Annotated in this window: 18 protein-coding genes; 7 read left to right on the top strand and 11 right to left on the bottom strand. The window is 61.6% G+C overall.

What is annotated here, in order from left to right; all coding sequences use genetic code 11:
• Positions 1-25: 25 nt before the first annotated feature.
• The 3 genes from SNE35_RS32080 to SNE35_RS09680 form a co-directional block, all read right to left on the bottom strand.
• Positions 26-4369 (bottom strand): NACHT domain-containing protein, encoded by a 4344-nt coding sequence (locus SNE35_RS32080; protein ID WP_431312729.1) that lies wholly within the window; start codon positions 4367-4369, stop codon positions 26-28.
• Between the two features lie 143 nt (positions 4370-4512).
• The gene (locus SNE35_RS09685) at positions 4513-5607 is read right to left on the bottom strand and encodes a potassium channel family protein (RefSeq protein WP_320422693.1); all 1095 of its coding nucleotides are present in this window, start codon (positions 5605-5607) and stop codon (positions 4513-4515) included.
• 156 nt (positions 5608-5763) lie between these two features.
• Positions 5764-6279 carry a hypothetical protein gene (locus SNE35_RS09680; RefSeq protein WP_320422692.1) on the bottom strand — a complete coding sequence of 172 codons (516 nt, stop codon included), beginning with the start codon at positions 6277-6279 and terminating at the stop codon, positions 5764-5766.
• Positions 6280-6430: 151 nt separating this feature from the next.
• Between SNE35_RS09680 and SNE35_RS09675 the strand changes: the two genes are divergently transcribed.
• Positions 6431-7471: a replication initiation protein gene (locus SNE35_RS09675; protein ID WP_320422691.1), complete on the top strand. Its 1041-nt coding sequence runs from the start codon at positions 6431-6433 to the stop codon at positions 7469-7471.
• Positions 7472-7507: 36 nt separating this feature from the next.
• Here SNE35_RS09675 and SNE35_RS09670 read toward each other — a convergent pair whose 3' ends face one another.
• Positions 7508-8413: a hypothetical protein gene (locus SNE35_RS09670; protein WP_320422690.1), complete on the bottom strand. Its 906-nt coding sequence runs from the start codon at positions 8411-8413 to the stop codon at positions 7508-7510.
• Between the two features lie 439 nt (positions 8414-8852).
• Here SNE35_RS09670 and SNE35_RS09665 point away from each other — a divergent pair, with 439 nt between their 5' ends.
• Both SNE35_RS09665 and SNE35_RS09660 read left to right on the top strand, forming a co-directional pair.
• Entirely contained in the window at positions 8853-9443 is a 591-nt protein-coding gene (locus SNE35_RS09665; RefSeq protein WP_320422689.1) for a hypothetical protein, read from the top strand.
• A gap of 99 nt (positions 9444-9542) precedes the next feature.
• Positions 9543-10229, top strand: a complete 687-nt coding sequence (locus tag SNE35_RS09660; protein WP_320422688.1) for a helix-turn-helix domain-containing protein — start codon at positions 9543-9545, stop codon at positions 10227-10229.
• A gap of 21 nt (positions 10230-10250) precedes the next feature.
• On the opposite strand, the gene SNE35_RS09655 is transcribed toward SNE35_RS09660, so the two are convergent.
• Positions 10251-11441 (bottom strand): PIN-like domain-containing protein, encoded by a 1191-nt coding sequence (locus SNE35_RS09655; RefSeq protein ID WP_320422687.1) that lies wholly within the window; start codon positions 11439-11441, stop codon positions 10251-10253.
• A gap of 312 nt (positions 11442-11753) precedes the next feature.
• On the opposite strand from SNE35_RS09655, the gene SNE35_RS09650 reads away from it, so the two are divergent.
• From SNE35_RS09650 to SNE35_RS09640, 3 genes are read left to right on the top strand one after another with little or no spacing between them, the layout of a single operon-like run.
• Positions 11754-12581: an AbiU2 domain-containing protein gene (locus tag SNE35_RS09650; protein WP_320422686.1), complete on the top strand. Its 828-nt coding sequence runs from the start codon at positions 11754-11756 to the stop codon at positions 12579-12581.
• Positions 12582-12589: 8 nt separating this feature from the next.
• A complete protein-coding gene (locus SNE35_RS09645) occupies positions 12590-13069 on the top strand; it encodes a hypothetical protein (RefSeq protein WP_320422685.1) in 480 nt (159 codons plus the stop codon).
• 55 nt (positions 13070-13124) lie between these two features.
• Positions 13125-14609, top strand: coding sequence for an RES family NAD+ phosphorylase (locus SNE35_RS09640; protein WP_320422684.1), 1485 nt, complete (start codon positions 13125-13127; stop codon positions 14607-14609).
• 27 nt (positions 14610-14636) lie between these two features.
• Here SNE35_RS09640 and SNE35_RS09635 read toward each other — a convergent pair whose 3' ends face one another.
• The 6 genes from SNE35_RS09635 to SNE35_RS09610 form a co-directional block, all read right to left on the bottom strand.
• Complete coding sequence (locus SNE35_RS09635) at positions 14637-15446, bottom strand: hypothetical protein (RefSeq protein WP_320422683.1); 810 nt, start codon at positions 15444-15446, stop codon at positions 14637-14639.
• 67 nt (positions 15447-15513) lie between these two features.
• Positions 15514-17154 carry a hypothetical protein gene (locus SNE35_RS09630; protein ID WP_320422682.1) on the bottom strand — a complete coding sequence of 547 codons (1641 nt, stop codon included), beginning with the start codon at positions 17152-17154 and terminating at the stop codon, positions 15514-15516.
• Between the two features lie 149 nt (positions 17155-17303).
• Positions 17304-17999, bottom strand: a complete 696-nt coding sequence (locus tag SNE35_RS09625) for a hypothetical protein (RefSeq protein ID WP_320422681.1) — start codon at positions 17997-17999, stop codon at positions 17304-17306.
• 47 nt (positions 18000-18046) lie between these two features.
• Positions 18047-18487 carry a hypothetical protein gene (locus SNE35_RS09620; RefSeq protein ID WP_320422680.1) on the bottom strand — a complete coding sequence of 147 codons (441 nt, stop codon included), beginning with the start codon at positions 18485-18487 and terminating at the stop codon, positions 18047-18049.
• Complete coding sequence (locus SNE35_RS09615) at positions 18475-18738, bottom strand: hypothetical protein (protein WP_320422679.1); 264 nt, start codon at positions 18736-18738, stop codon at positions 18475-18477. The genes SNE35_RS09620 and SNE35_RS09615 overlap by 13 nt, the downstream gene beginning before the upstream one ends.
• A gap of 154 nt (positions 18739-18892) precedes the next feature.
• Positions 18893-19348: a hypothetical protein gene (locus SNE35_RS09610; RefSeq protein ID WP_320422678.1), complete on the bottom strand. Its 456-nt coding sequence runs from the start codon at positions 19346-19348 to the stop codon at positions 18893-18895.
• A 342-nt stretch (positions 19349-19690) separates the two neighbouring features.
• On the opposite strand from SNE35_RS09610, the gene SNE35_RS09605 reads away from it, so the two are divergent.
• The gene (locus tag SNE35_RS09605) at positions 19691-20533 is read left to right on the top strand and encodes a hypothetical protein (protein ID WP_320422677.1); all 843 of its coding nucleotides are present in this window, start codon (positions 19691-19693) and stop codon (positions 20531-20533) included.
• Positions 20534-20566: the final 33 nt, after the last annotated feature.

Genomic DNA, 20566 nt, shown 5'->3' with positions numbered 1-20566 from the left:
GAGGCGCCGGCCGCCGGCGCGCTCTCTAGGGCTTCTTCTTCGCGGTCTTGGCTGGAGCGGCCTTCTTCGACGGCGTCTTCTTGGCAGCCACACCCTTCTTCGCCGGGGTCTTCTTGGCGGCCACGCCCTTCTTCGGCGCGCTCTTCTTGGCGGCCGCCCGGAAGTCACCAGGCGTCGTCGCATCAATGCCGATGACGCGCAGGTAGCGCGTTCGGTCCTTGGCCTCAAGCTCCTGCGCCTTTTCCGTCAGGATCGCCAGGACCTGTTGGAAGTTCAGCTTCTTCCTTGTTTTCGGGTCAGTCCACTCGCGCCCCTTCGTCTGCAAGACCAGCACCAGGAAGCCAGTGGTCGCCTTTCGGTGGCGCATGTACTGGCCAACCAGCTGCTTTTCCAGCGCGACCAAGTAGTCGTCCAACGTCCAGCGCTCGGACATCTTCAGCTCGATAGACGCGCGCCAGTCGTCCTTGCTGCACAGGATGTCTCGGCGCTTCGACTCGGCGGTATGAGACTCGACGGTCACGGAGTACCGCGCGCGCGCATGATGGTTCAGCTCGCTGGCGAGGAGCTTCTGGAAGTGCGCTTCCAGCGCCATGCCCGCCTTCTCGCCTTCCTCTCCCTTCTTGTTGACTCGCGTGAAGTCGAGCTCACTGAAGAAGCTGCGCAGGCTGTGCTCACCGCGTTCGACGTCGTACTTGACGGCTCGAAGGTCTGCATCCACGGCCATCGCGAACGAGGTCGTACCGGTGACATCCCCGCGGAAGTTCTCCTCGAACTTCGGGTAGTTCACTTGCGCAAGCGGCTCACGGGTGAGCTGCCGCTCACGAAGTTCAAACTGCGTCTTCTTGATGTACTCGATAGTGAAGTCGCCCACCGGTAGCGCCAGCCGGATTCGCTCCAGCGCGCTGTACGCCGCTTGCGACGTAGCAGCAGCGATTCCGCTGATGATTACGCCGCGGAATCGTTCTGCGTTGTCCCGAGGGCCTGGGCTGTAGGAAACGCCCTCCGGCCTGTCCACATCATCCTTCGGGTCGACTGCCCACCTCGTCCACAGGTACACGTCTTCCAGCGCCATGATGCCGTGGTCGCTCTCCGTGGCAATTCGCGCCGCGATGCCCTCGCGGTCGCGGCCGAATGAAGCAGCGAGGTCAAAGATGAAGCGCTTGACGGCCAGCGGGTCCGATGGCCCCCAAGCGTTGACGGCATTGCGCCACCGCAAAGGACTCTGAATGAACCAGCGAGTAGCCCAGGTCAGCGCATGTTCGCGCTGCGCGCGCAGGGCCTCGTCGACTGAATCAGCCAGAGGCGAACAGTAGGCGGCCTTCATTTTCTGGAGCGTCAGGCGCTCGAAGTCATCTTGCGGGACCTTGCCTGGCACCGAAAGGGCGGCCTTCAGCAGCCGATTCACCACATAGGCGCGCGATGGATTCACGCTTGCCAGGTGGTTCCATGCAAGGCCCGCGAGCGCCTCTTGGACCGGTGCAGGTGCGTCAGGAATGGATGCCAGCAGGTCTTCGGCATGCTCCCTAGACGTAGCGCCGTTCGCTGCCTCGCCCGCGATTGCAACCAGCTCAGGAACCGAGGCGGCCGGATATGCCTCGACGAGGGGCCAGAACCACTTCGGGTAGCCATTCGCTTCGAGGAGCGCGTAACGAAGGGCCCGCCGCACTTCCGCCTCGGTGAGAACTGGAAGCGCCGTCCCATCCCCAAGCTCAAGCTTGAGACCCTGCAGGCCGGCCGCAGTGATGTGGAACTTCGAATTCGGCTCGCTCTCCTTGAAGGTCGGGGCCTTGTCGCGCCAGAGTCGGCTCATGCCCTGTCGGGTAGCGGCAGCAATCCTCGCTCCGGCGGCTTGCTCGAAGGCCTCGAAGTCGACCTCGCCGTACCGTGATGTGCGATTTGTCTGAAGCAGCCACCCGGCGATCCACTCGAGCGCCCGGGTATCCGTCCCGTCAGCCAGTGCGCTCAAGCGGTCGGTGAGCTGCCGCTTCGCCGTGGTGCCGACGGTGAGCTTCTCGGCCTTCGGCTTGACTGGCTTAGGCGCCGGCTGCTGAGCGATGGCTTGCGCGCGTTGAGCCTGCCACTCTGCGTACACGCGGGTGAGCTGCGCGTCGTTCACTTGAACGACGTCCTCGGGCGTGTAGGTAGTGGGGCGGAGGAAACCAACAACCGCGTGAAGCAGGTCGTCGTCACTGAGCCGCCTCTTCAGGGTGGACTGCAGCACTGCAATGCGAACGGCGGCATTCGCATCTACCGCCGACCTCAGCTCCTGGATTGCGCTGCTCTGCAGGTAGCGGTCGTGGATGTCCCGAGCCACGACGAGGTACAGGCGAGCGACCTTGACCGCCTGGGCGCCAACCGTGCGCACTACCAAGGCTTCGAGAACCTTAGCCACGAGGTCAACGTACTGCTGATCCTCGCGATTCTGCTTGTTCGTCACCTCCCTCTTCACCATGCGCACAACGAGCCCGCGCGCCAGGTGGTACAGCTGGCCATCCGTTGCGTCGGAAAGCATGCGTCCCTTCTCTAGGGAATAGGAAAGCTGGAACCCGCGCGGCCCGGCCAGGAACTGGTTGTCCACCATCACGGCGACATCACGGGGCGTGAAATGGCTCCATCCCAGCTCCCGCAACAGGAGGCTGACGACGCTTTCGCGCACTGTGGTGCTGGCCACTGCAGCAGCGGCGAGAGCCGCAAGGTCGGCAGGCCGACGCAATGCGAGGAAGTAGCCGACGTCACTGCTGTCAGATAGGACGCGGTCAAACTTGGACCCGTGACGCTTGAGAAGCTTTGCCCGCAAAGGCTCGATCTTGCACGCGGTAGCAATGTCGAGCAGGACGTCGCGCGCCCAGTAGTTGTCCTGGTACTGGTCGTAGAGGTTGGCGATGGTCCCCGCCAGTCGGTCGGGCCCCGCCTGCCAGAAGTTCTCAGACGTCAGCCGGAACATGGTGCGGCCGATGTGGTCGCCCTTTTCCACCAAGCGCTTGATGCTCTCCGTCAAAGCGTCCTGCGCCGCCTTGGTCGGGACGGCCGGATTGCGCAAGTCGCCGAAGAACGCCAACGCCTGCGGGTCCTTCTCCAGGATGACCTCGCGGCAATGCGCGTTCAGCGTGGCGAGCCATCCCAACATGGGCAAGAAGGCACGCTGCACGCCTTGCTCGCCGCTGGTCGCAGCCCAAGTGAAGTTCTCGAGGAGCCGCTCCGCCTGGTCCGGCGAGGCCACCAAGCCGGCGAGGCGTTTGGCCGCGAGGAACGGCGCGAGCTCATCGGGATAGACCTTGACCTGATGAAAGCCGGCGTCAATGAAGAGCTGGGAGTTCAACAACGCCTTGATGCCTGCCTCGTGAAGCATCGGAGATGCAATCAGCCTTGCTGACAGGGCCGTTTCAGGAATAGCCAGAGTCGCCTCGGGCATCTCGATGTTCACCAGCTGGCACACAACCGACGCTGAGGCCAGGCGCTGAGCCGCGCCGGTCAGGACCTCCGGCGCAGGGCTGCCGGCGTCAACGAGCCGCGGGTCAGCCACACGCAAGGTGCCGATGGCGTTCACTACGCGCTCGAACACCTCGGTCAGGGAATCCGGTGGATTGGCCACCATGTCGATACGAGCAAGGATGTCCAGGCCGCCCGGGCTGCGGACGAAGCCCGACAGGCCGCGCTCACTGGCAATCTCAATCAGTTGCTCGGCATTCAGTTCCGGGTATCGCCCCGTGAGGTACACGGCAGCTTGGTCATCTTCAAGATGGGCCATAGAGAACAGGTGAACCGGCACCGGCTCTGGTGCCGGTGCCGGTGCCGCGCTGGTCGCGCCGCCAGTACCGATAGCACCCGGTCCACCGGAGCTCCCGATAGGCTTCGGGGCCGGCTTTGAAAGCAGCTCCGAGAGCTTGTCGAAAACGCCTGCGGTGAGGACTGCCGGCCGAGTCGAAATCACCCACCGGACATGCTCGTTCGGCCAGCTCAGTTCGTCAGCAACGTCCCCGACAAGGTGGCTGATGCTTTCTTCCTTGCCACCAGCGGCGGCCTCATCCAACGAGTCGACAAACACCGTGATGCGGCTGACTGGCGCGGCCTTCCACGCGCGATAGGCGTCGCGGTCATCGCCGGTCAGTGCCTTGTCGAGACTGCCGCGATCCACGAGTTGGCGCAGCGCGATGAACACGGCGGTTTCGCCGTTCGCACGCAGTTGCGCCGCTTGCTGGCGCATCTCGGTGGTCTTCCCGAAGTTCGCCGCTGCAACGATGACGCTGCTGCGGTTCTCGAGCACCTTGGCCCAGGCCACCTGCTTGCCACGCAGTTGCGCGGCGATGAGCTCGTCCTGGTCGTAGTTCTCACGCTCGACGAAGCGCCGATTCAGATCGTAGTAGGCCAACTGTTCCTCCGCTGCTTGTTTCTGTTTTTTGCGGAGGGCAGTTTAGCGACGGCTCAAGGCCGTAAACGTGAGGCGGCGCGAGCGTGAAGCGTCCCAGCCATCCTCATCCGGATGAGGTCAAAGTTCGGTGCGGCAGCGTCCGGCTACTTTGGTAGCCGACCGTTCTTAAGAAGCACGCCAAGGCACTTTTGGGCAAGAGTGTTGGAGATTCCAAGCTTTTGAGCGAGCTGCTTGTGGACACCGGCCGGCCAGGTATTGGGAAGGCCAGACGGTGCCGCTGACCACACGTCCTCTCGGGTTGCCGGCGTCAGTCCACTGCGAACCCAGACCTTGAAGAGTCCATCTTCATGGGCCATTAAGTCCCACAGCCTCGTCACGCGCTGTGCCAGCGCCGACGGTGCAAACGGCGTTGGGTGCCGGAAGTTCCGAACTCGGCGACATAGCGCGCCCAGGTAAGAGGTTCTTCGGTCCGCCTCGCCGTGGAAGATGCTCATCAACTTGACCAGAGCTAAAGAGCGGCCGGCAATTGCTCGACTTCTTCGAGAAATGACGACATCCAAGGTCTCCGCCTTGTGGATGCCAATGCACATTTGATAGACGCCCCGCAGCTGAAGGTACAGCGCAAACAGCGCGCTCTCGTTGCCGAACTCGATGAGCTTGGCCTGATTGGCGTTGAATACAAGAAAGTTGCTCACTGCCGCAACGCGACTCGACAGCTCACGCATTGAATCCTTCGTCAAACTGATGTTCTTTGCAGCCGTGGCGGCTTGGACGTTCAAGATCAGAGTTTCCAGTTGCGCCGCAAAGTCGACGAGTCTTCGTTGGCAGTCGCTGGAATGCAGCAGCTGGAGGATGGCCTGCTGTCTCTCCGATGCAAACTTACCCACAAGGAGTGCGATGAGGGCAAGGCCTGCCACCACGACGAACATCGCTACGAGACGACCGAACCCCTGGGGCGACAGTTCACCGTAGCCAAGCGAGGTGAAGGTAACCACGCTGAAGTAGGCCGTATCGAATAGGCTAGGGTCCCTCACGCTGAGTGAATGACCAAACGGCGCAAGTCTGAAATAGCCGGTGGAGCCGGCAAGGGTCACAAGAGCTCCTACCAGCAGGTCGCTGTACGAAGCGCGCTCGATGATCCGACCGATGGGCGTGGTTAGCGGCCCTTTCTGATGCGGATCGTTCAACCCGAATTGCATGTCTTCGGCTTCCGCCTTCGACGCCGCGGCGATTCTCATCTCAGCCTCCCTATGAATCAATTGCTTTGTGCCATTCGCAGAGCGGTGATGGTTTCCTTGACCGCGTATGCCGCGCGGCGCGGGCGCCAGCAGTTCGAACCGCTAATCACCGCACATTCTGGTGAAGCTCGTTGACCGAGGCCACCCGGGTTCACATCAATGATGTCGTGGCGGCAGCTGCACCGCTTCACCAGCCTGGACATCGACGGCGAAGATGTCCGCGCGGCCGTCGCAGAGCTTCAACACGCAGCGGTCGCGCAATACCTGCCCCCGCACCAGCAAGGGCGAGGCTTCACGCCGATACCGGACCATGTTCGGAAAGCGCACAGCTTCCTTTTCATCCAAGGACCATGCGAGGCCGTCCTTGTTCTCCCAGTAGCAGCCGCGGTACACCGTTAAACGATCCGGTAGCTGCTCCCAGCGCCCGAACTCCTCGGGCGTCATCATCACGAACAGATTGTCTAGGTCACGAGTCGACAGGTCGCGGCGCAGCTCGTTCTTGATGGGCCAGATGGCGCCCGCAGCACCGAGATGCCGACCCAGCAGCTCGTAGTACGCCAGCTCGTCCATCTGCAGCCGGAGGCCCAGCGCACGAGCAAGTCGCTTGTCGTCGGGCAGCTTCCCGCACTCCGCGCTGGCAACTTCCAAGGTGAGTTCAAACGGATCGCGCATCGTGGGTCGGCCTGTGAAGGCGCGCATTCTCTACGCGGGCCAAGTTCGCCCAACGCGAACATCGCCGTTTTGTCGCACGACAAGGCATTGGCCGTGACGAAGTTGCACCCTACCGGCCGGGCGTGGCTCCGCCGTCTCGTACCCTCCTGCAATGCATTCGATTGATCCGTTCGGCCCGGAGTTGGCGTCCCCCGTCGAAGCTCCGGCCTCGCCAGAAGTTCTTGATTCCCAAACTGAGTTTGAAGATGCCGGCCCGGCGCTCGCCCAAGTCAACGCACGCCGGGGAATACCGCAGCGCGCCATACAGCGGGACCACGCGGCCATCCTTGAGATGGACGTCCACACCCCGGCAGGCAAGTACCTGGAGGCTCGTAGTCGGCGGGCAGTTCGACGCGGCGACCGCGTGTACCTGCCGATCTGGTCTGCCGATACGACCGGATTGCCGACCGCGCTACTCAGGTCCTCGCTCTGGTCAGCCGGCTCCACAGCCAACCGCCACCTCGACAACGCACTGATTGCGAACTTTGATGACGACATCGGCGTGCGCTACACCGGCCCGCGCTTGAGCCAGTACGACCGCCGGGTGTTCGCCGCGCTCCTGGCCAGCTACGCTGATCGTCCTCTCTCGCGTGGTCAGGGCGACGCCGCCATCGAAGCCACGTTCTTCGAGCTGGCCCGAGTGATGGGCAACTCGTACACGCGCAATACCCACGTCGCCTTGCGTGCCAGCCTGCATCGCCAATCCCACGCCTCACTTCGCATCAGGGACTTCTATGGCGACGCGGTGGTTCCTCAGCTGCTCGATGTCTGGCTTCCCGAGAACTACCTCGTGATCCCGGACGAGGAGCTGAAGAGCAGCGACAAGTTCGAGTTCCGAATCCCCGAGGAAGTCGCGCAGCTCTACGGGCCCACAGCATGGTCTGAGGTGCCGACTCCGGTGCTGGTGATGAAGTCGCTGCGCGGATGGTTGTCCGGTTTCCTAGCCACGCACACCTGGCCGCAAACATTCCCTTTCGCCGTGCTCCATCGGATCAGCGGGCTGGATTGCCGTCCCAACGACTTCCGTGCTCGCGTTTGTGCTGCGCTGGACGAGCTCTGCGACGAACGCACTCCCATTGCCTTCAGGGTACACGGCTACGAAGTGTCTGAAGGGCAGGATGGCATCACGATCAAGCTGGCGAAGTGGGGCTGAGCCTGCTGGCTAGGGTCGCGCCATCGCCAGCACCTGCTACGCGCCCTCGCGCGGCCCAGGACGCCCTTCGATATGCCTGTGGAACGCCGCCTGACGCAGGCGAGCACCAGCTGAGGCGTTGTCCAGCGTCCAGAGGGACAACTGCGTAAACCGATTGAAGCGCGGCGACATCTGCTCGACATCCGCCTGAACTGCAGTCGAAATTAGGATCGCGTCGCAACGGCCCCTGAGTATTGCCTCCTGAAAAGCAATCCTGTGACGTTCCACGAAGGCCATGTTCAGCGCATAGAGGTAGTCCATCGCGGCCTGCCGAGTTGGCTTATTCAGGAGCGATTCCGCAGGCGTCATGTCGTCCAAATTGAAAGCAACGACGCCCGGCACGTCTGCAGCACGAAGCTGGCGGCAACCCTTTTGAAGCTGCTTGTCCACGCTGTCTTCGGAATAGACCTTCTTACAAGCCAGGCCGAACGGACCCAACAACCCGGGCAGTTGCACAACAAGGTCAGGCTCGGCCAGCCGCACAGGCACTTCTCGAACCTTGAGGAACAGGTGAAGGTCGAGCTCCCATAGGGCGTCCTTGCCCTGCGACGGCTGCCGCGTGGACAGGTGCATGTCGCTCTTGGTAATCCGCCTTATGGCCTCTTGAGCATCTGCATCATCAAGAACCGCTTCGACTGCATGAGCAATACGAAGAGCCTCATCGGCGTGCATGAGAGCTAAGACGTCCTGGGCCGCGGTCTTCGCCTCCCACTGCTCGCTCAGGACGAGGGCCTTCCGAAAGAGCGCTCCCACGGCGCTGCTCGGCCGGCACTTAAAGCCCCTCGCCTCAAGCGCAGCTTGAACTCGCTGCACGTCCTTCGCGACGCTCGCGTAGTTCTGGACACGATCCGAGCGGTCGAGACCATGCAGTTGGACCAGTGAAGGAGAGGCAGTTGACGACATGCGAGGCAAAGGATTCGGTGGGTTCGCCGGTTCGAGGAGGCGCGGGTTACACGCGATTGGGACAGCAGGCTTGGTCGTACTCAGCTTGAGTAACGAACTTGCCGTCCAGAGTACGGTTCACCCCGGAAGGCGGGGATGCTACCGAACGAAAGGCACGCTGCAGCCGAGAGTTTTCGCACTCAATGGCAAGGTGCCTCAAAGGATTGAGCCCGCACGCCTGGATCGGCGACTACTCTGGAGGGCAAGTTGCGGCGTATCGCTGAGTAGCGACGTGCGCGGCATCAATTTCCACCGAAAACTGACCCACGGTTTCCACGCAAAACTGACCCACCAACCGCGGCGCGGTGTTCGCCCATCGCACCAAAGGTGCGTCTCTCAGGGGTGCTGTCGCACCAATGGCAGCATTCGCTTCGTCAACAACTTTTGAGGAAATCGAAGGATGCAGAAGCGAAGCAACGCCGTGGTCAAACCAAGCAACGAGCAAGTGCCGACAGGGGCTGCGACCAAGGCGGCGGGCGGCATACCGTGGAAGAAAGTTGCGGCCTTCATAGCGGCTATCGGCGGAGGCGTTGGAGCTGTCATCGCCTCCAGCAACACTTCACTGGACCTCTTGTCCAAGATGACTGCTGCCGACATCGACGCCCGGATCGTCAAAGCCAGCTTCCAAGACCGTAACTTCGACATTGTTGAAGTGCGCGTTAGCAACCCATCCGCCAAGGGCGACAGCTTGAGCGAGCCGGCGTTCGAATGCACGACCGCGGACAAGCGGGTCGCCCTTAGGCCCATTTGGTATGAGCCTGCCGGGGAGAGTCCGTTCCCTAGCTTTCCGGCAGGAAGCCGATTCCCACTCAACATGGGTCCCACCTCAACCATCGAGACCTCTGTACTGGTCTCCAGAGCTGGCGGCTTTCAAGGTCTGCGGGATTGCCAAGAGCTACGGTTCTCTTGGCTCGATGCACATCACAAGCGCCAACACGGACCCGCTGTGAAGATTCCTCCCGGAACGCCGTTCATCGGATTCATCAGCTGAGGCACGCTCGGCCGTGTCGGCGTACTGTCGGGCTGCTGTCGTGTTGCGAAAGCGGCGCCGTCGGCATCCTTCGAACCACTGCAACTACTGGATCGAATCATGGTAGCAACCGCCAACCCGCCCCGCATGCTGAGCCCCGGAGAGCTCGGCGCCTTCATCAAGGTCGCCCGTGAGGTTCGCAAATGGTCCCAGGAACAACTGGCAGAGATTGCTGGCCTGAGCACGCGGACGGTCCAGCGCGTCGAGAACGGCGAGCCCAGTGGCACCGACACCCGACGCGCCCTAGCCAGGGCCTTCGAGTTCGATGACATTGACGTCCTGAACAAGCCGTTCAAGATTCCGACCGCCGAGGAGCTGACCGCGCAGCGGGCTGCCTTTGAGCGGGATCACATACGGCTCAAGGCCTTGCCGCTCGAAACCGGCCGGCAGCTCGCCGGACTCGTCGAGCAGCACGAGATGGGCTTGACGACACCCGGGTTCGACATGGATCGGCCGGCCGAAGAGGTCTTCGCGGTACTCACCGACTACATCAACGAGTACCGCGATTCGCACGAGCTCTACAGCTCGACCGACAAGCTGGACCTCCACGACGAGCTCCAGGGGTACATCGACCAGCTCAAGGACCTGGGGGTCAGTCTTCGCTACGCCCAGCGCAAGGTAGCGCTCAAGGTCAACGCCGAGCCTGGTGCCGAGCCGATGCGCGCGTCGGTGCTGTACGTGGTGACGTTCCGCCGCGGCAAGGAGCCGGAGGAATTCGCGACGCCGCGGCAGGGGCGTGTTGGCTAAGTCTGCGGCAACCGCTGGACGCTAGTTGACGAGCGCGCCGACAGCACGATGCGGCCGTCCAACCTGCCGCGGATGGCGAACCAGTCGTACGGCACGAATCGGCGGCTCCTTTCCATCCATGTCGTGTTCATAAATCTCAACGAGACCTTCGACTTCCAGTTGCTCCAGGACGTGATATGAGTAATCCGGGTCGTAGCCGACGTTCTTCAGATGGCCATCCACAAATGCGTTCACGCCTACGATGCGCCCACCCTCAGCTTCGGCCGAATACTCCACACCGGCGAGGCGTTCCAGCAACTCTTCGCGCGGGATGCTCATGAAGGCCTCGAAGCTGTCGTTGTACTCCCAATCGTGTTGGCGGACCTCAATGATTTCCGCGATGGCATCGCTACTCACCTTGGTATTGCTTCTGCGGGCGGACATCTCGACGAACTTGTCCACGGTATACATCCAGAAGCCAGCTTGAACTTCGCTGAGGAACTCCTCCCGCAACTCGATGCGCGGACCGATCTTGCGACCGGACTGCTCAAGCCACCAGTCTTCCTTCTGGTCATCGGTGATGAACACCACCGGCTTTTCCTCTGCCTTCGCTTGGGCAATGAGCTGCTTCCAAACGATCAGGTCACCGTACTTCTTGTATGGGTCAGTCGACGTGTCCTTCTTGCCATCCTTGTACCCAGGGGGAACCTGGTTCTGATAGCGCGTGGCCCCCTCAGCAGCCAATGCGGTCAACTCGGCGTCCGTGAATGGCTGCCCAGTCCTGCCCTCAAAGGTCTCCTGCACGTAGTCGAGGATTTCGTCGTTGGTCAGCCGGTTGTGCAGCGCTGCCTTTTGGGTCTCAAGGTGGGCAACGACCTCCTTCGCGTGAGACAAGAACTTCGGCAGCTCCGCCTCTGGCAAAAAGGGATGCTTCTTCGTGTTCGAGAGCGCCGACATGAGGTCTTGGAGCGAACGAATTGCGGTGGCGTACTCGCTGGCCTGTCCCGCAGTCACGCCGAGGCGATGCTTCAAGAACTCCTTGGCGGCTTGGTGCGGAATGAACAGACGCGTTTGGACTGAGGTGAGCGCGTGCTGGAGTGCTTGGCGCGTGTCAACGGAATAGCGATACAGATTGAGGAGCACGTTCGCGTCGACCACGAAGATGCAGGTATTCCAAAGCTTGTCGAGTTCTTCGGCATTCGGCCGGAACTGGCACGGGAAAAGGGAACGCATTGAGTGCTGAAACTTCCAACTTGAACTATGAATTGCCGGGATGCGCAACTCGAGTTCGCGATGTTATGGACGCAATGAAGAGCGACGGGCGACACAGAGTTAATAAGCGCGACAAATTCCATCCTTCACAGTCTTCAAGTTGGGCGACCGACTGGCCAAAGCTTCACTTATCCTGCGAACGTGCGAATACCAGACTACAAATACCCAGTCGATCAATGCAGCGTGCCAGCCGTTCGGCGGCCTGCGCTTGAGGCGTACAGAACCCTCCGGCGTGACTGCCTGGAACGGCTGCAAGGAGAAGCCGACACGTCAGTGCTGAACCAGGTGCTGAACCTGACCTGGCACACAGCGGTCTTCCGCACCATGAACGAGGCCCGGCGCCTGGAGCCGCAGCGCAGCGTCAACGGGGCGACATGGGAGCTGATGACGGCTGGCTACTCGAACATCATCACGCTTGGCATTCGGCGGCTGGTCGACAACCACCCAAACGCAGACTCAGTCTTGAACGTCATCGGGCGGATCGAGCGGCGACCCGAACTGCTCACCCGCGAGTTCTACGTGTGCCACGACGGCCTGCCGTTCGACGACCAGGCGGTCTTCAAGGCGCACCTGGAGACGTCCAAGTCCGATCCAGGGCCGCAGTGGCTGGAGACCACGGGCCCGGAGGCATTCGACACAGCGGCTCGCATGCATGAGGCGTTCGATGGCCTCTGCGGCTACCCGCAGGTGCGCAAGCCCTTGGATCGCATCGACGCAGCCTTCTTCGCGACGCTGCGCGCCCAACTGAAGCACCCGGCCATCGAGAAAGTGTGCACGATGGTCGACAAGACCGTGGCGCACGCAGAGCGCATCCCCACCGGCGCGCCCGCGGTCCCCGTGGCCACCTACAACGACGTCGACGAAGCACTGAGCATCATCGTGCGGGTGTGCCAGTTCGTTTCTTGGAACCTCCTGGCCGAAGGCGGGTTCAGCTCGGTGGTCGCAACGCCGCAGTTCGACGTGCTGGAACACTTGGATCAGCCGTGGTGCCTGCCGGAGACGCTGCCAGCGCTGCGCGAGCACTGGCAAGAAATTGCACGGTCGATGGATGATTGGGCGTCAGCGAGTGAGGCGACGCTGCTGCCGAAGAAGCCAACCTGAGGTGAGCGATGCAGAACCTGTTCCGACATCTCCATGTCGAGCCCGAGCTGGCCGTCGAGCTCCTGGCGCTCTTCTCTCGGATGGAATACGCGCTCAAGGTGAGCGACTTCGCGGTCGGCGACGACAAAACGGTTGCCCCCAACTGGGATGCCTTTGCCAACGCCGTCAACGACGACTTCCTCGCGATTGCTGATGAGGCCGTTGTCGAAGCGCGCGAACTCCTGCTGCAGTCGCCGCCGCGCAAGCAAGTCCTGCTCGACGGTCATGTGCGCTTCGCCGACCAGGTCATCAATACAAAGCAACGGCGCACCCAGCAGCTGCTGCTGATGGTGCGCACTGTCAGAAACAACCTCTTCCATGGCGGGAAGTACCTGCCCAACGGCGAACAGGAGCCGGGCCGAGACGAGCGGTTTGTGCGGGCGAGCATCACCGTCTTGCGAGCTTGTTCAGTGCTGCATCATCTCGTGCGAGTGAACTTCGAGCATTGAGCAGGTGGACATTCGCATGTCAAACCCGACTACTTTGCCATCAAACAGGAGCGCAATGGCACCGACCGAGCACTCCGTCCATGCGGACGAAAGTGAAGAAGCTGACAAGCTCATCTGCAGTCAATGCGTAGGGGAGGCGTTTCTCTCCAACGTAATCGAGCAATCAGGCTTCAAGATGACCTGCTCGTACTGCTCTGAGCGCGGCCCCTGCTGGTCCATCGAAGGCCTTGCCGAAAGCATCGAGAAGGCGTTCGAGGACCATTACGTCCGAACGTCGACCTCCCCAGAGTCCTGGCAAGAGCGGCTCCAGGCCGACAAGGAGTCTGACTATGAGTGGGAGAGAGAAGGCTATCCGGTCGTTGACGCTATCGAGGGAGCTGCAAGCATTCCGAGGGAGGCCGCCGAGGATGTCCTCGAGCGACTGGCGAACAAGTACGCCAGGTACGACAAGGATTACGTAGGCGTAGAGACGGAGTTCAGCGCCGGCTCCTACTATGAGGAGAAGGGCGTGGACCCCGGAGGTTGGCAGCGGGAGTGGCGATGGTTCGAGCGCTCGCTCAAGTCAGAGGCACGCTTCTTCAGCAAAGCGGCTGCGGGGCATCTGTCCTCGGTCTTCGGCGGCATCGACAAGATCAGGACGCGCGGCGGACGGGGGATCGTCGTCAATGCCGGACCAGGACGCGGCATCAAACGGCTGTACCGCGCTCGCGTCTTCCTTTCGGACAACCGCTTGGAAGAGGCGCTGTGCCGACCGGACATTCACCTGGGGTCGCCTCCCGGACGCATTGCAAGTTCGGGGCGGATGAACGCGCGCGGCATCTCCGTCTTCTACGGCGCGACGGCACCCGGCGCAGCAATAGCTGAGGTACGCCCCCCGGTAGGCAGCAAGGTCGCAGTCGCCCAGTTCGAAATCGTCCTGCCATTGCGTTTGCTCGACCTCACGACGATAGAGCAAGCTGAGGTGTTCGGCAGCATCTTCGATCCGTCCTTCAAAAACCGCCTTGAACGGGTCGCCTTCCTTCAGTCGTTGGGGCAGATGATGACGCGGCCGGTGATGCCTGACGATGAGGCGCTGGACTACCTAGCCACCCAGGCCGTCGCAGACTTTCTGGCAACGGAGAACGAGCCCCCGCTAGACGGGATCATCTACAGGTCGGTACAGACGAGAGGCGGCCGCAATGTGGTCTTGTTCCACAAGGCCGCGCGAGTCGCAGAGCTTCAATTGCCGAACGGAACGACCGTCAGTGCGCGCAGCTTCATCGACTCGGACGACGGCCCGGAGGTCGACTACTGGGTCTGGGAAGAGGTGCCCAAGGAGTCCGGCTCAAAAACGCCGACCAAGGACCAGTTCCTGCACGACATCCTATTTTCCGACTACCCCTCTGAGAGCGGATGGGATGACCGAGAGCCAGCGCTCCGAGTTGACCCCGCCTCGGTGAGCGTCCACTGGATCGACTGGGTAAGCGTGCGGAGCACAAAACACGATGTGGCGCGGCACCGAGTGGTGAAGCCAGACCCCTCGCAAGAGCCAAAGTTCTAGCGCTGCGCGCCCGCGTTGACCGAACGCCTACAGGCTGCTGGCGGTCACTGCCTCTGGTCCATACAGCACTGCGTAGTCATCGGGCGGAGCCTCCGGCCAGAGCTCTGGAACGAGCGGCGACAGATAGAGAGGAACGGAGGCCATGTCACCGAACGAGGCGGACCTAAGCGGGTCAAGCGTTTGAAGGCTGAATGGCAAGCGAGGACTCGGCGTCCAAGTCAGCATGAAGGCCAAAGGATAGGCCTTGAGCAACCAGAACATCACCGGCCCTTGGTCAGAGAAGTCTGTGAACACGGCGTCGCGGATGATGACTTGGTGCCGGAACGGATAGGCCCAGTAGTAGAACGACAGGCCGTCTGGCAGCGGAAGGCTCTCGTCCAACATGTATTGCCGCACCGCCTCAGTCAGCGGCCCCTTCGCATACCGGCCGACGCCCTGTGCGCACATGTGGCCAAGGACCGCACGCATCACCGCCTGCGGCTGGATGCTGAACCACTGCAGTGAAGAAAGCACGGCCGTCGTTTGCAGGGTACTAGCCACCTCGTTTGCGAACGTGATGAGGGCCGGGTCGTACCGTGCACCCAACAGCCCGTTGTTGCACCGGCCGCAGAGCGTGCGGTACTTCAAACCGTTTTGTGAGCGCGTGGCCCTCTTGCGATTGCCGTCCTCCATGCCAAGCTTGTCGACAACATGTCGCAGTTCAACCTGCTTAGGTCGAGCCCAGCCTTTTGGAGGTGTGTGGTCCTCGGTGAGCTTGGCCTCCTGGCCGCAGATGTTGCAGACACCGTGAAGGAGCCCAAAGGTTCTGACGAGATTCGGCCGTTGATCCTGCTTCATAGTCATGCTTAGGGGTGCGAAGTCGCCGTCGCCGCGCCGCGGGCGTTGACACTTGCAATCAAGTTGTTCAAGGCGCTCGAAGTGCAGGCAGATGTGTCGCTGGGAATGCGATCTGGGACTCTGTGCTCACGTCCTCGAAGCCGAGGAAGCCCTGCGGGATGCTGCGCTTGCTAAGCGGGTTGATGACCGCATCCGGGAAGGCCATTGGCGCGTGGAGGAAGTGCTGTTCGACCACCTTCCGCAGCGCCAAGTCTTTCAGCGAACGGACCTCTTGTTCGATGTCGGCGGCGTAGAGCACGCTGATGGAGTAACCCCTCAAGTCGGCGACAGCCTGCGCAGTCGCAATCATCGCCTTGGCTTCTGCGGTCAGCTCGCCGGTCACCCATAGCTCAAACCGGTGCTCGAGCTTCGACAGGGCGTTGTCCTTCCGGGTCTGCGCGAGCACGACCGGGATACGCTTGTGCAGCCACTTCTCCACTTCGTCGTCGCTGAGCAGATTGCCAGGCAGGATGCCCTTGCACTCGATGAAGCGCATGTAGCGGTTCTTGACGATGACCTGCACATCGACCTCGGCCACATCCTTCCCGCCTTCCCGGTAAATCCGGTTCATCGTGATGTCGGTCGATGGCTCTGTTTGCCGAACAACGTCGGCAACGATGTACTCGAACAGCGCGCCGCGCAGGGTGCCGACAGCGCCTTCTGCCTTGCCGAGCCGCTCAAACAACTCGCTGAACAGAACCGGATCGACCGCCTTATCCGCGGCTTCGCTGAGCGTCCGCAGCAACATCAGCAGCGCCTTCGCGACCTCGGTGCCGAACAGGCTTTCAGGTGTTGCCGGCACGATGCCAGCACGTCGGATTTGGTTCAGCGCCTCCTGCGAATAGCGGTTGGCGACGAAGAACTGCAAGCAGCGGCCCACTCCGCGGTACTGCCGCAGCGAGGTGCACTTGTAGAGGAAGGGGCTGATTTCGGCCACGCCCACCACTTCAGTCAAGAGCACGTCCACCACCAGGAAGCCCGGCTTCGGCTTCGCCGGGTCGGACCAGTTGGCCAGAGGACCAAGAAAGGAAGGCGCCGACAAGTCCCAGATGAACTGTCCGACCTTCGGCGCGTCGCCCGGCCCCGAGGTCCGCAGCTTGAACGAGTGGAAGCTGCCGAAGCCGAGCTTCGCAGCCCATTCCTGGATGGACTCCAGGAGCACCTTCTCGGCAATCAGCCGCGCGCGCACCTCGGAAAAGCGGTCATCAAGGTAGGGCTCGCCACGGGCGAACGCCACGCATGGGCCGATCCCGGGCATCTCCACGATCTGCAACAGCTCGGCGTCCACGAGCCGCTTGACGACCTCCTCGCCAGGAATCTGGCGTTGGCTATCGGAAGTGCCCGCAGCGGCCGCGAAGTGCGAGGCTGGAATGATCCCGTCGCGGGCGGTCAACGCCCTGATAGCCCGTGCGTACGCCCCGTTGCCTTCCATCAGAGCCTCAGCAAGGCGATCCCAGAACTTCGGACTGCCGTACTGGTTCTCAAGGTACAGAAACTGGGCACCTCGCGGTAGAACTAGCTTCACGGCCCGGACTGGCAGCACCCGGCGCTCGATCCGCTTGCGAGCGGTGGCGGGGGTGATGTTCAGGTTCGTTGCCAACGCCGTGGCCAGGGCGCCGCTGGTCATCGGTCCATTCGCCGTCAACAGGGCTGCAATCTCGACGCTCATGTGTCCGCCGTTCTGGATGTCACACAGCGCTATTTATAACAGATACGGATATTTCGCTCGGGACCTCTTTTTTGCCAAAGGCTGGCTATGCTCTCAATGAAATCAATGACTTAACTCCAACGCGAAGTCACGACAACGAGGTCGGAATGTCACACTCGTCTGGAGCTAAGACCTTCCCGGCTCTCTTCCAGGGCGAGCCACCTGGCGAAAACAGCCTCCAGCAGCTCTTCACAGACGGCCGCGAAGGTCACGATCAGCGCCGGCCTCACCACCAAGCCACTGCCTTCGCTGTACTGGATGTCGTCCGGGTACTTCTTGAGCAGCTGTTGGACCGGCTGCGGAGGTGGGGAGGGCAACTCGCCGGCGGTGTGCACGATGGAGTTTCGGACGAGCCGGTAGGGCTCCACGGCATCCCAGAGCTTCTGCTCGATGTCCAGACCCGCGATCTTGGTGATGACCATGCGGGCCTTCTTGAACGGGGAGTCTCCCGCCAGGTCCTTCAGCTCAAGCCCAGGCTGAGCGTCCCTCAGGAGGGATCGCGCGATGGCGATGAGCCGGGTCTCCACGACGGTGTAGGTCAGCACCACCAAGCTCTGCTGCTGCTGATTCGGGAAGCGGCGCAGCATGAGCTCGTGGGTGTCATGGTTGTTGAAGAAGTACGCCTCGCGTTCGCCCTCGGACATTCCTTCGACGACGCTGTCTACATGGGCGGCATGCTTGTCCGACTCCATCGACATGAGCCCCGTAGCCAACCTGGCATACGCACGCATGTCGTCAAGCTCGTATCGACTCACGCGAAGGTGTCCGAGTATGGCGAAGCGCTTGGGGTAGGTGTCTTTGGCCATGTCGACCGATTGCTTCCAGGGCGCCGACGCGGTCGACCGTGCTTGCTTTAGTAGGCCAATGTGCAGTGGTGCGCTGGGCCGTTGAAGACGAAGACGGCCCGGTCAAGGATGTCCCGGCCAATCAATCCCTGGTAGGGCATGCCCGCGAACGGTGATTGCCGGGAACACACCAGCAGCGAAGGGATGTCCCATGCAGGCTGTCCGGCTTGCCCCCTGATCGACAGGGCAACCTCGTACTGTTGAACAGGCTTGCGCCCTGCAATGGTCACGGCCCAAGCTGAACTGACGTAGGGCGTGTTCCACGGATGGATCAGTGACTCATCAATCACAGACGACTGAGAGCCGCTATCTACGAGCATCTTGAGCTGCGTTGGGTGTGGCACGTCCTTGCCGGCATGGCGCAACTGATTGGCCGCTTCAGCGCCCGGCCAAACTGAGACTTCGAGAATTGGGCCTAACTGCGACTTCGAAAAGGTCAGGACTGGCATGCCTGATGCCAGTGCACCGCCATGTCGAGGTCGCTTTGGGCGATCTTTTGCACCAGAAATCCGCCGAGGCCGAAGCGCGAGTACCCCTCGCGCATCGCTTGCTCTTGCGAGTCGTGGACGCCCTCAAGCTGAGCGTGGCCGATGAGCGCGAACTTGCCCTCATCGGTCCCCAACAGCTTAGGCAGTTCCTGCAGGTATGCGGCGACGTCATTTTCGAACGCCGACGCTTGCCCTGAAATTCCAATCGTCATGTCGACACCCCCTTCGGCAGTTGTCTTGCACCGAGGGCCTGAAGTGAGCTGAATCCCTCGACCCGGAGCCGAGAGGTACGCCTGATGTCGGCCGGCCTTTCCGGTCGACGCATCAAGCAATGCGCCCATTTTGTCAGACCCAGCTTTCCTGCCGCTATGCGGCGTGGCTCATCAGGGAGGCCACCTCCCGCTGCAGCGTCGTCAACTCCACTACGAATGCGAAAGCGAACTGTCCGTCAAACGCCCGCTCGATGGGTGCGTCGCTGTGCCGCAGGTACAGCTCGCTCCCGTTGGTCACGATGTGGCTGCCAGGCAGCGAAGTCAGGGTGATTTCCGGATGGTGCTTGCGCAACCCCAAGAGCCCGTGTCGAAGCCTCAGCGGACTCACCCCGGTAGCCGACAGCTTCGCAACGAGCCTGAGAGCGACCACGTCACCGAATGTGTACTGGCGGCTCCGCCCATGACCGCGCTGCGCTGCACCTGACGGGACCACCACATCGTTTCGGCACAGGTAATTCACCATCGCCAACGTGAGGCCCGAGAGCTGCGCGGCCTGGCCTGCTGAGAAGAACTCGGCAGGCTCACGCGCGGGTTTGGCAACTTTCGCCATAAATAGAGTATGGCGCTAAACCGTATATTTTGAAACCTGCCGGCTGCCAAGTGCCCCGGGGCGACGCAGCTGAAGCGCATCGGGAAGGCTGGTTTGAGGGGCGATGTGCGCGCTACCCCGGGGGCTGAAGCAATCAGCCTCGGCGAGTCGGATAAGAATCGTTTCGATGTGCCGCTAAGGCGCCCATCTTGGATTCGACAAGACATGGGCGGATGTTGGCCCGACACCACGCCCTCCTGACTGCACAGCTGGCATAACGGCGCATTCAGTGCGGCGCTGGCTCAAGCTCGTGCACAAATTGCGTCCGACACTAACCATGCAATTCTGGGAGCTTCGCAGGGAATGACGACCTCAATCATCGGCACCATCAACGCAGTGCTTCAGAAGCACGGCATCAAAGACGTCATAACCGACGAACACATCACCGTTACGGACAGCCTTGTTTGCGACTTCGCCAAACCAGAGTCGTACCTGTCGGAGCTCCTCATCGAGAAGCTCTGGCCACGAATTCACCGGCGGAAGGTCTTCCACTTCACTACGCAAGAAGCCGCGGAGTCGATCATCGCGTCCAGGGCTTTTCGACTCGGCAACCTTGCCAAACGATATGGCGAGGGGGAGTTGTCCACGTTCAGCGCATCTCACAAGTTGGAGGGGTATATGCAGCGGGACGACAAGGGCCAACCGGTCTATCGAACCCTCTTGATGCCCAACACCTTTTATGCATCGTTCACCGATGCAAGCCTGAGCGGCGGCGACCAGGAGCCGCTTTGGAGGCGTTTTTCAGGGGGCGACGGGGTGCGGCTGACCTTTGACCTTGAGGCATCGAACCCGAACTTTCGTGATATTCGCTACCAGGCGAAGCCCGGCGTGCCAATCCCGGTGCTCGCTGAACTGTCGTCCGAGTTGATGAGACTCCACAAAAAGCATTTCATCCTGAGCGGCATCTCCCGTCTTTGCGCTTTCTACTTGCCCCAGGCGGACTTCGGTGCAGAAAAAGAATGCCGGATTCTTTACAAGACTTGGGAAGGCGTGGGGCCGCAGCCCATCGGGAACGACTCGTCCGCGTATGTTGAGCTTCCCCTAGGCACCATGTCCGAGGCCGGCTACAAGTTGGAACTTGTCGAGGTTTCAAGTCGGGACAAGCCTGCCATGCCCGATGACTTGAAGTTCTCCCCCCGAAAATGAAGATCGACCGAGGCCGTCGTCAGCGCAGCTCCG

The sequence above is a fragment of the Roseateles agri genome (genome assembly GCF_034043675.1).
Taxonomy (GTDB): domain Bacteria; phylum Pseudomonadota; class Gammaproteobacteria; order Burkholderiales; family Burkholderiaceae_C; genus KK5.
Note: the sequence above shows the minus strand (reverse complement) of the source record. Positions and strands in the feature narration are given on the sequence as shown.

Coding starts and splice junctions, on each gene's coding strand:
- SNE35_RS09685 (WP_320422693.1), bottom strand. CDS start 5,607: ATGAGAATCGCCGCGGCGTCGAAGGCGGAAGCCGAAGACATGCAATTC.
- SNE35_RS09680 (WP_320422692.1), bottom strand. CDS start 6,279: ATGCGCGATCCGTTTGAACTCACCTTGGAAGTTGCCAGCGCGGAGTGC.
- SNE35_RS09675 (WP_320422691.1), top strand. CDS start 6,431: ATGCATTCGATTGATCCGTTCGGCCCGGAGTTGGCGTCCCCCGTCGAA.
- SNE35_RS09670 (WP_320422690.1), bottom strand. CDS start 8,413: ATGTCGTCAACTGCCTCTCCTTCACTGGTCCAACTGCATGGTCTCGAC.
- SNE35_RS09665 (WP_320422689.1), top strand. CDS start 8,853: ATGCAGAAGCGAAGCAACGCCGTGGTCAAACCAAGCAACGAGCAAGTG.
- SNE35_RS09660 (WP_320422688.1), top strand. CDS start 9,543: ATGGTAGCAACCGCCAACCCGCCCCGCATGCTGAGCCCCGGAGAGCTC.
- SNE35_RS09655 (WP_320422687.1), bottom strand. CDS start 11,441: ATGCGTTCCCTTTTCCCGTGCCAGTTCCGGCCGAATGCCGAAGAACTC.
- SNE35_RS09645 (WP_320422685.1), top strand. CDS start 12,590: ATGCAGAACCTGTTCCGACATCTCCATGTCGAGCCCGAGCTGGCCGTC.
- SNE35_RS09640 (WP_320422684.1), top strand. CDS start 13,125: ATGGCACCGACCGAGCACTCCGTCCATGCGGACGAAAGTGAAGAAGCT.
- SNE35_RS09635 (WP_320422683.1), bottom strand. CDS start 15,446: ATGAAGCAGGATCAACGGCCGAATCTCGTCAGAACCTTTGGGCTCCTT.
- SNE35_RS09630 (WP_320422682.1), bottom strand. CDS start 17,154: ATGAGCGTCGAGATTGCAGCCCTGTTGACGGCGAATGGACCGATGACC.
- SNE35_RS09625 (WP_320422681.1), bottom strand. CDS start 17,999: ATGGCCAAAGACACCTACCCCAAGCGCTTCGCCATACTCGGACACCTT.
- SNE35_RS09620 (WP_320422680.1), bottom strand. CDS start 18,487: ATGCCAGTCCTGACCTTTTCGAAGTCGCAGTTAGGCCCAATTCTCGAA.
- SNE35_RS09615 (WP_320422679.1), bottom strand. CDS start 18,738: ATGACGATTGGAATTTCAGGGCAAGCGTCGGCGTTCGAAAATGACGTC.
- SNE35_RS09610 (WP_320422678.1), bottom strand. CDS start 19,348: ATGGCGAAAGTTGCCAAACCCGCGCGTGAGCCTGCCGAGTTCTTCTCA.
- SNE35_RS09605 (WP_320422677.1), top strand. CDS start 19,691: ATGACGACCTCAATCATCGGCACCATCAACGCAGTGCTTCAGAAGCAC.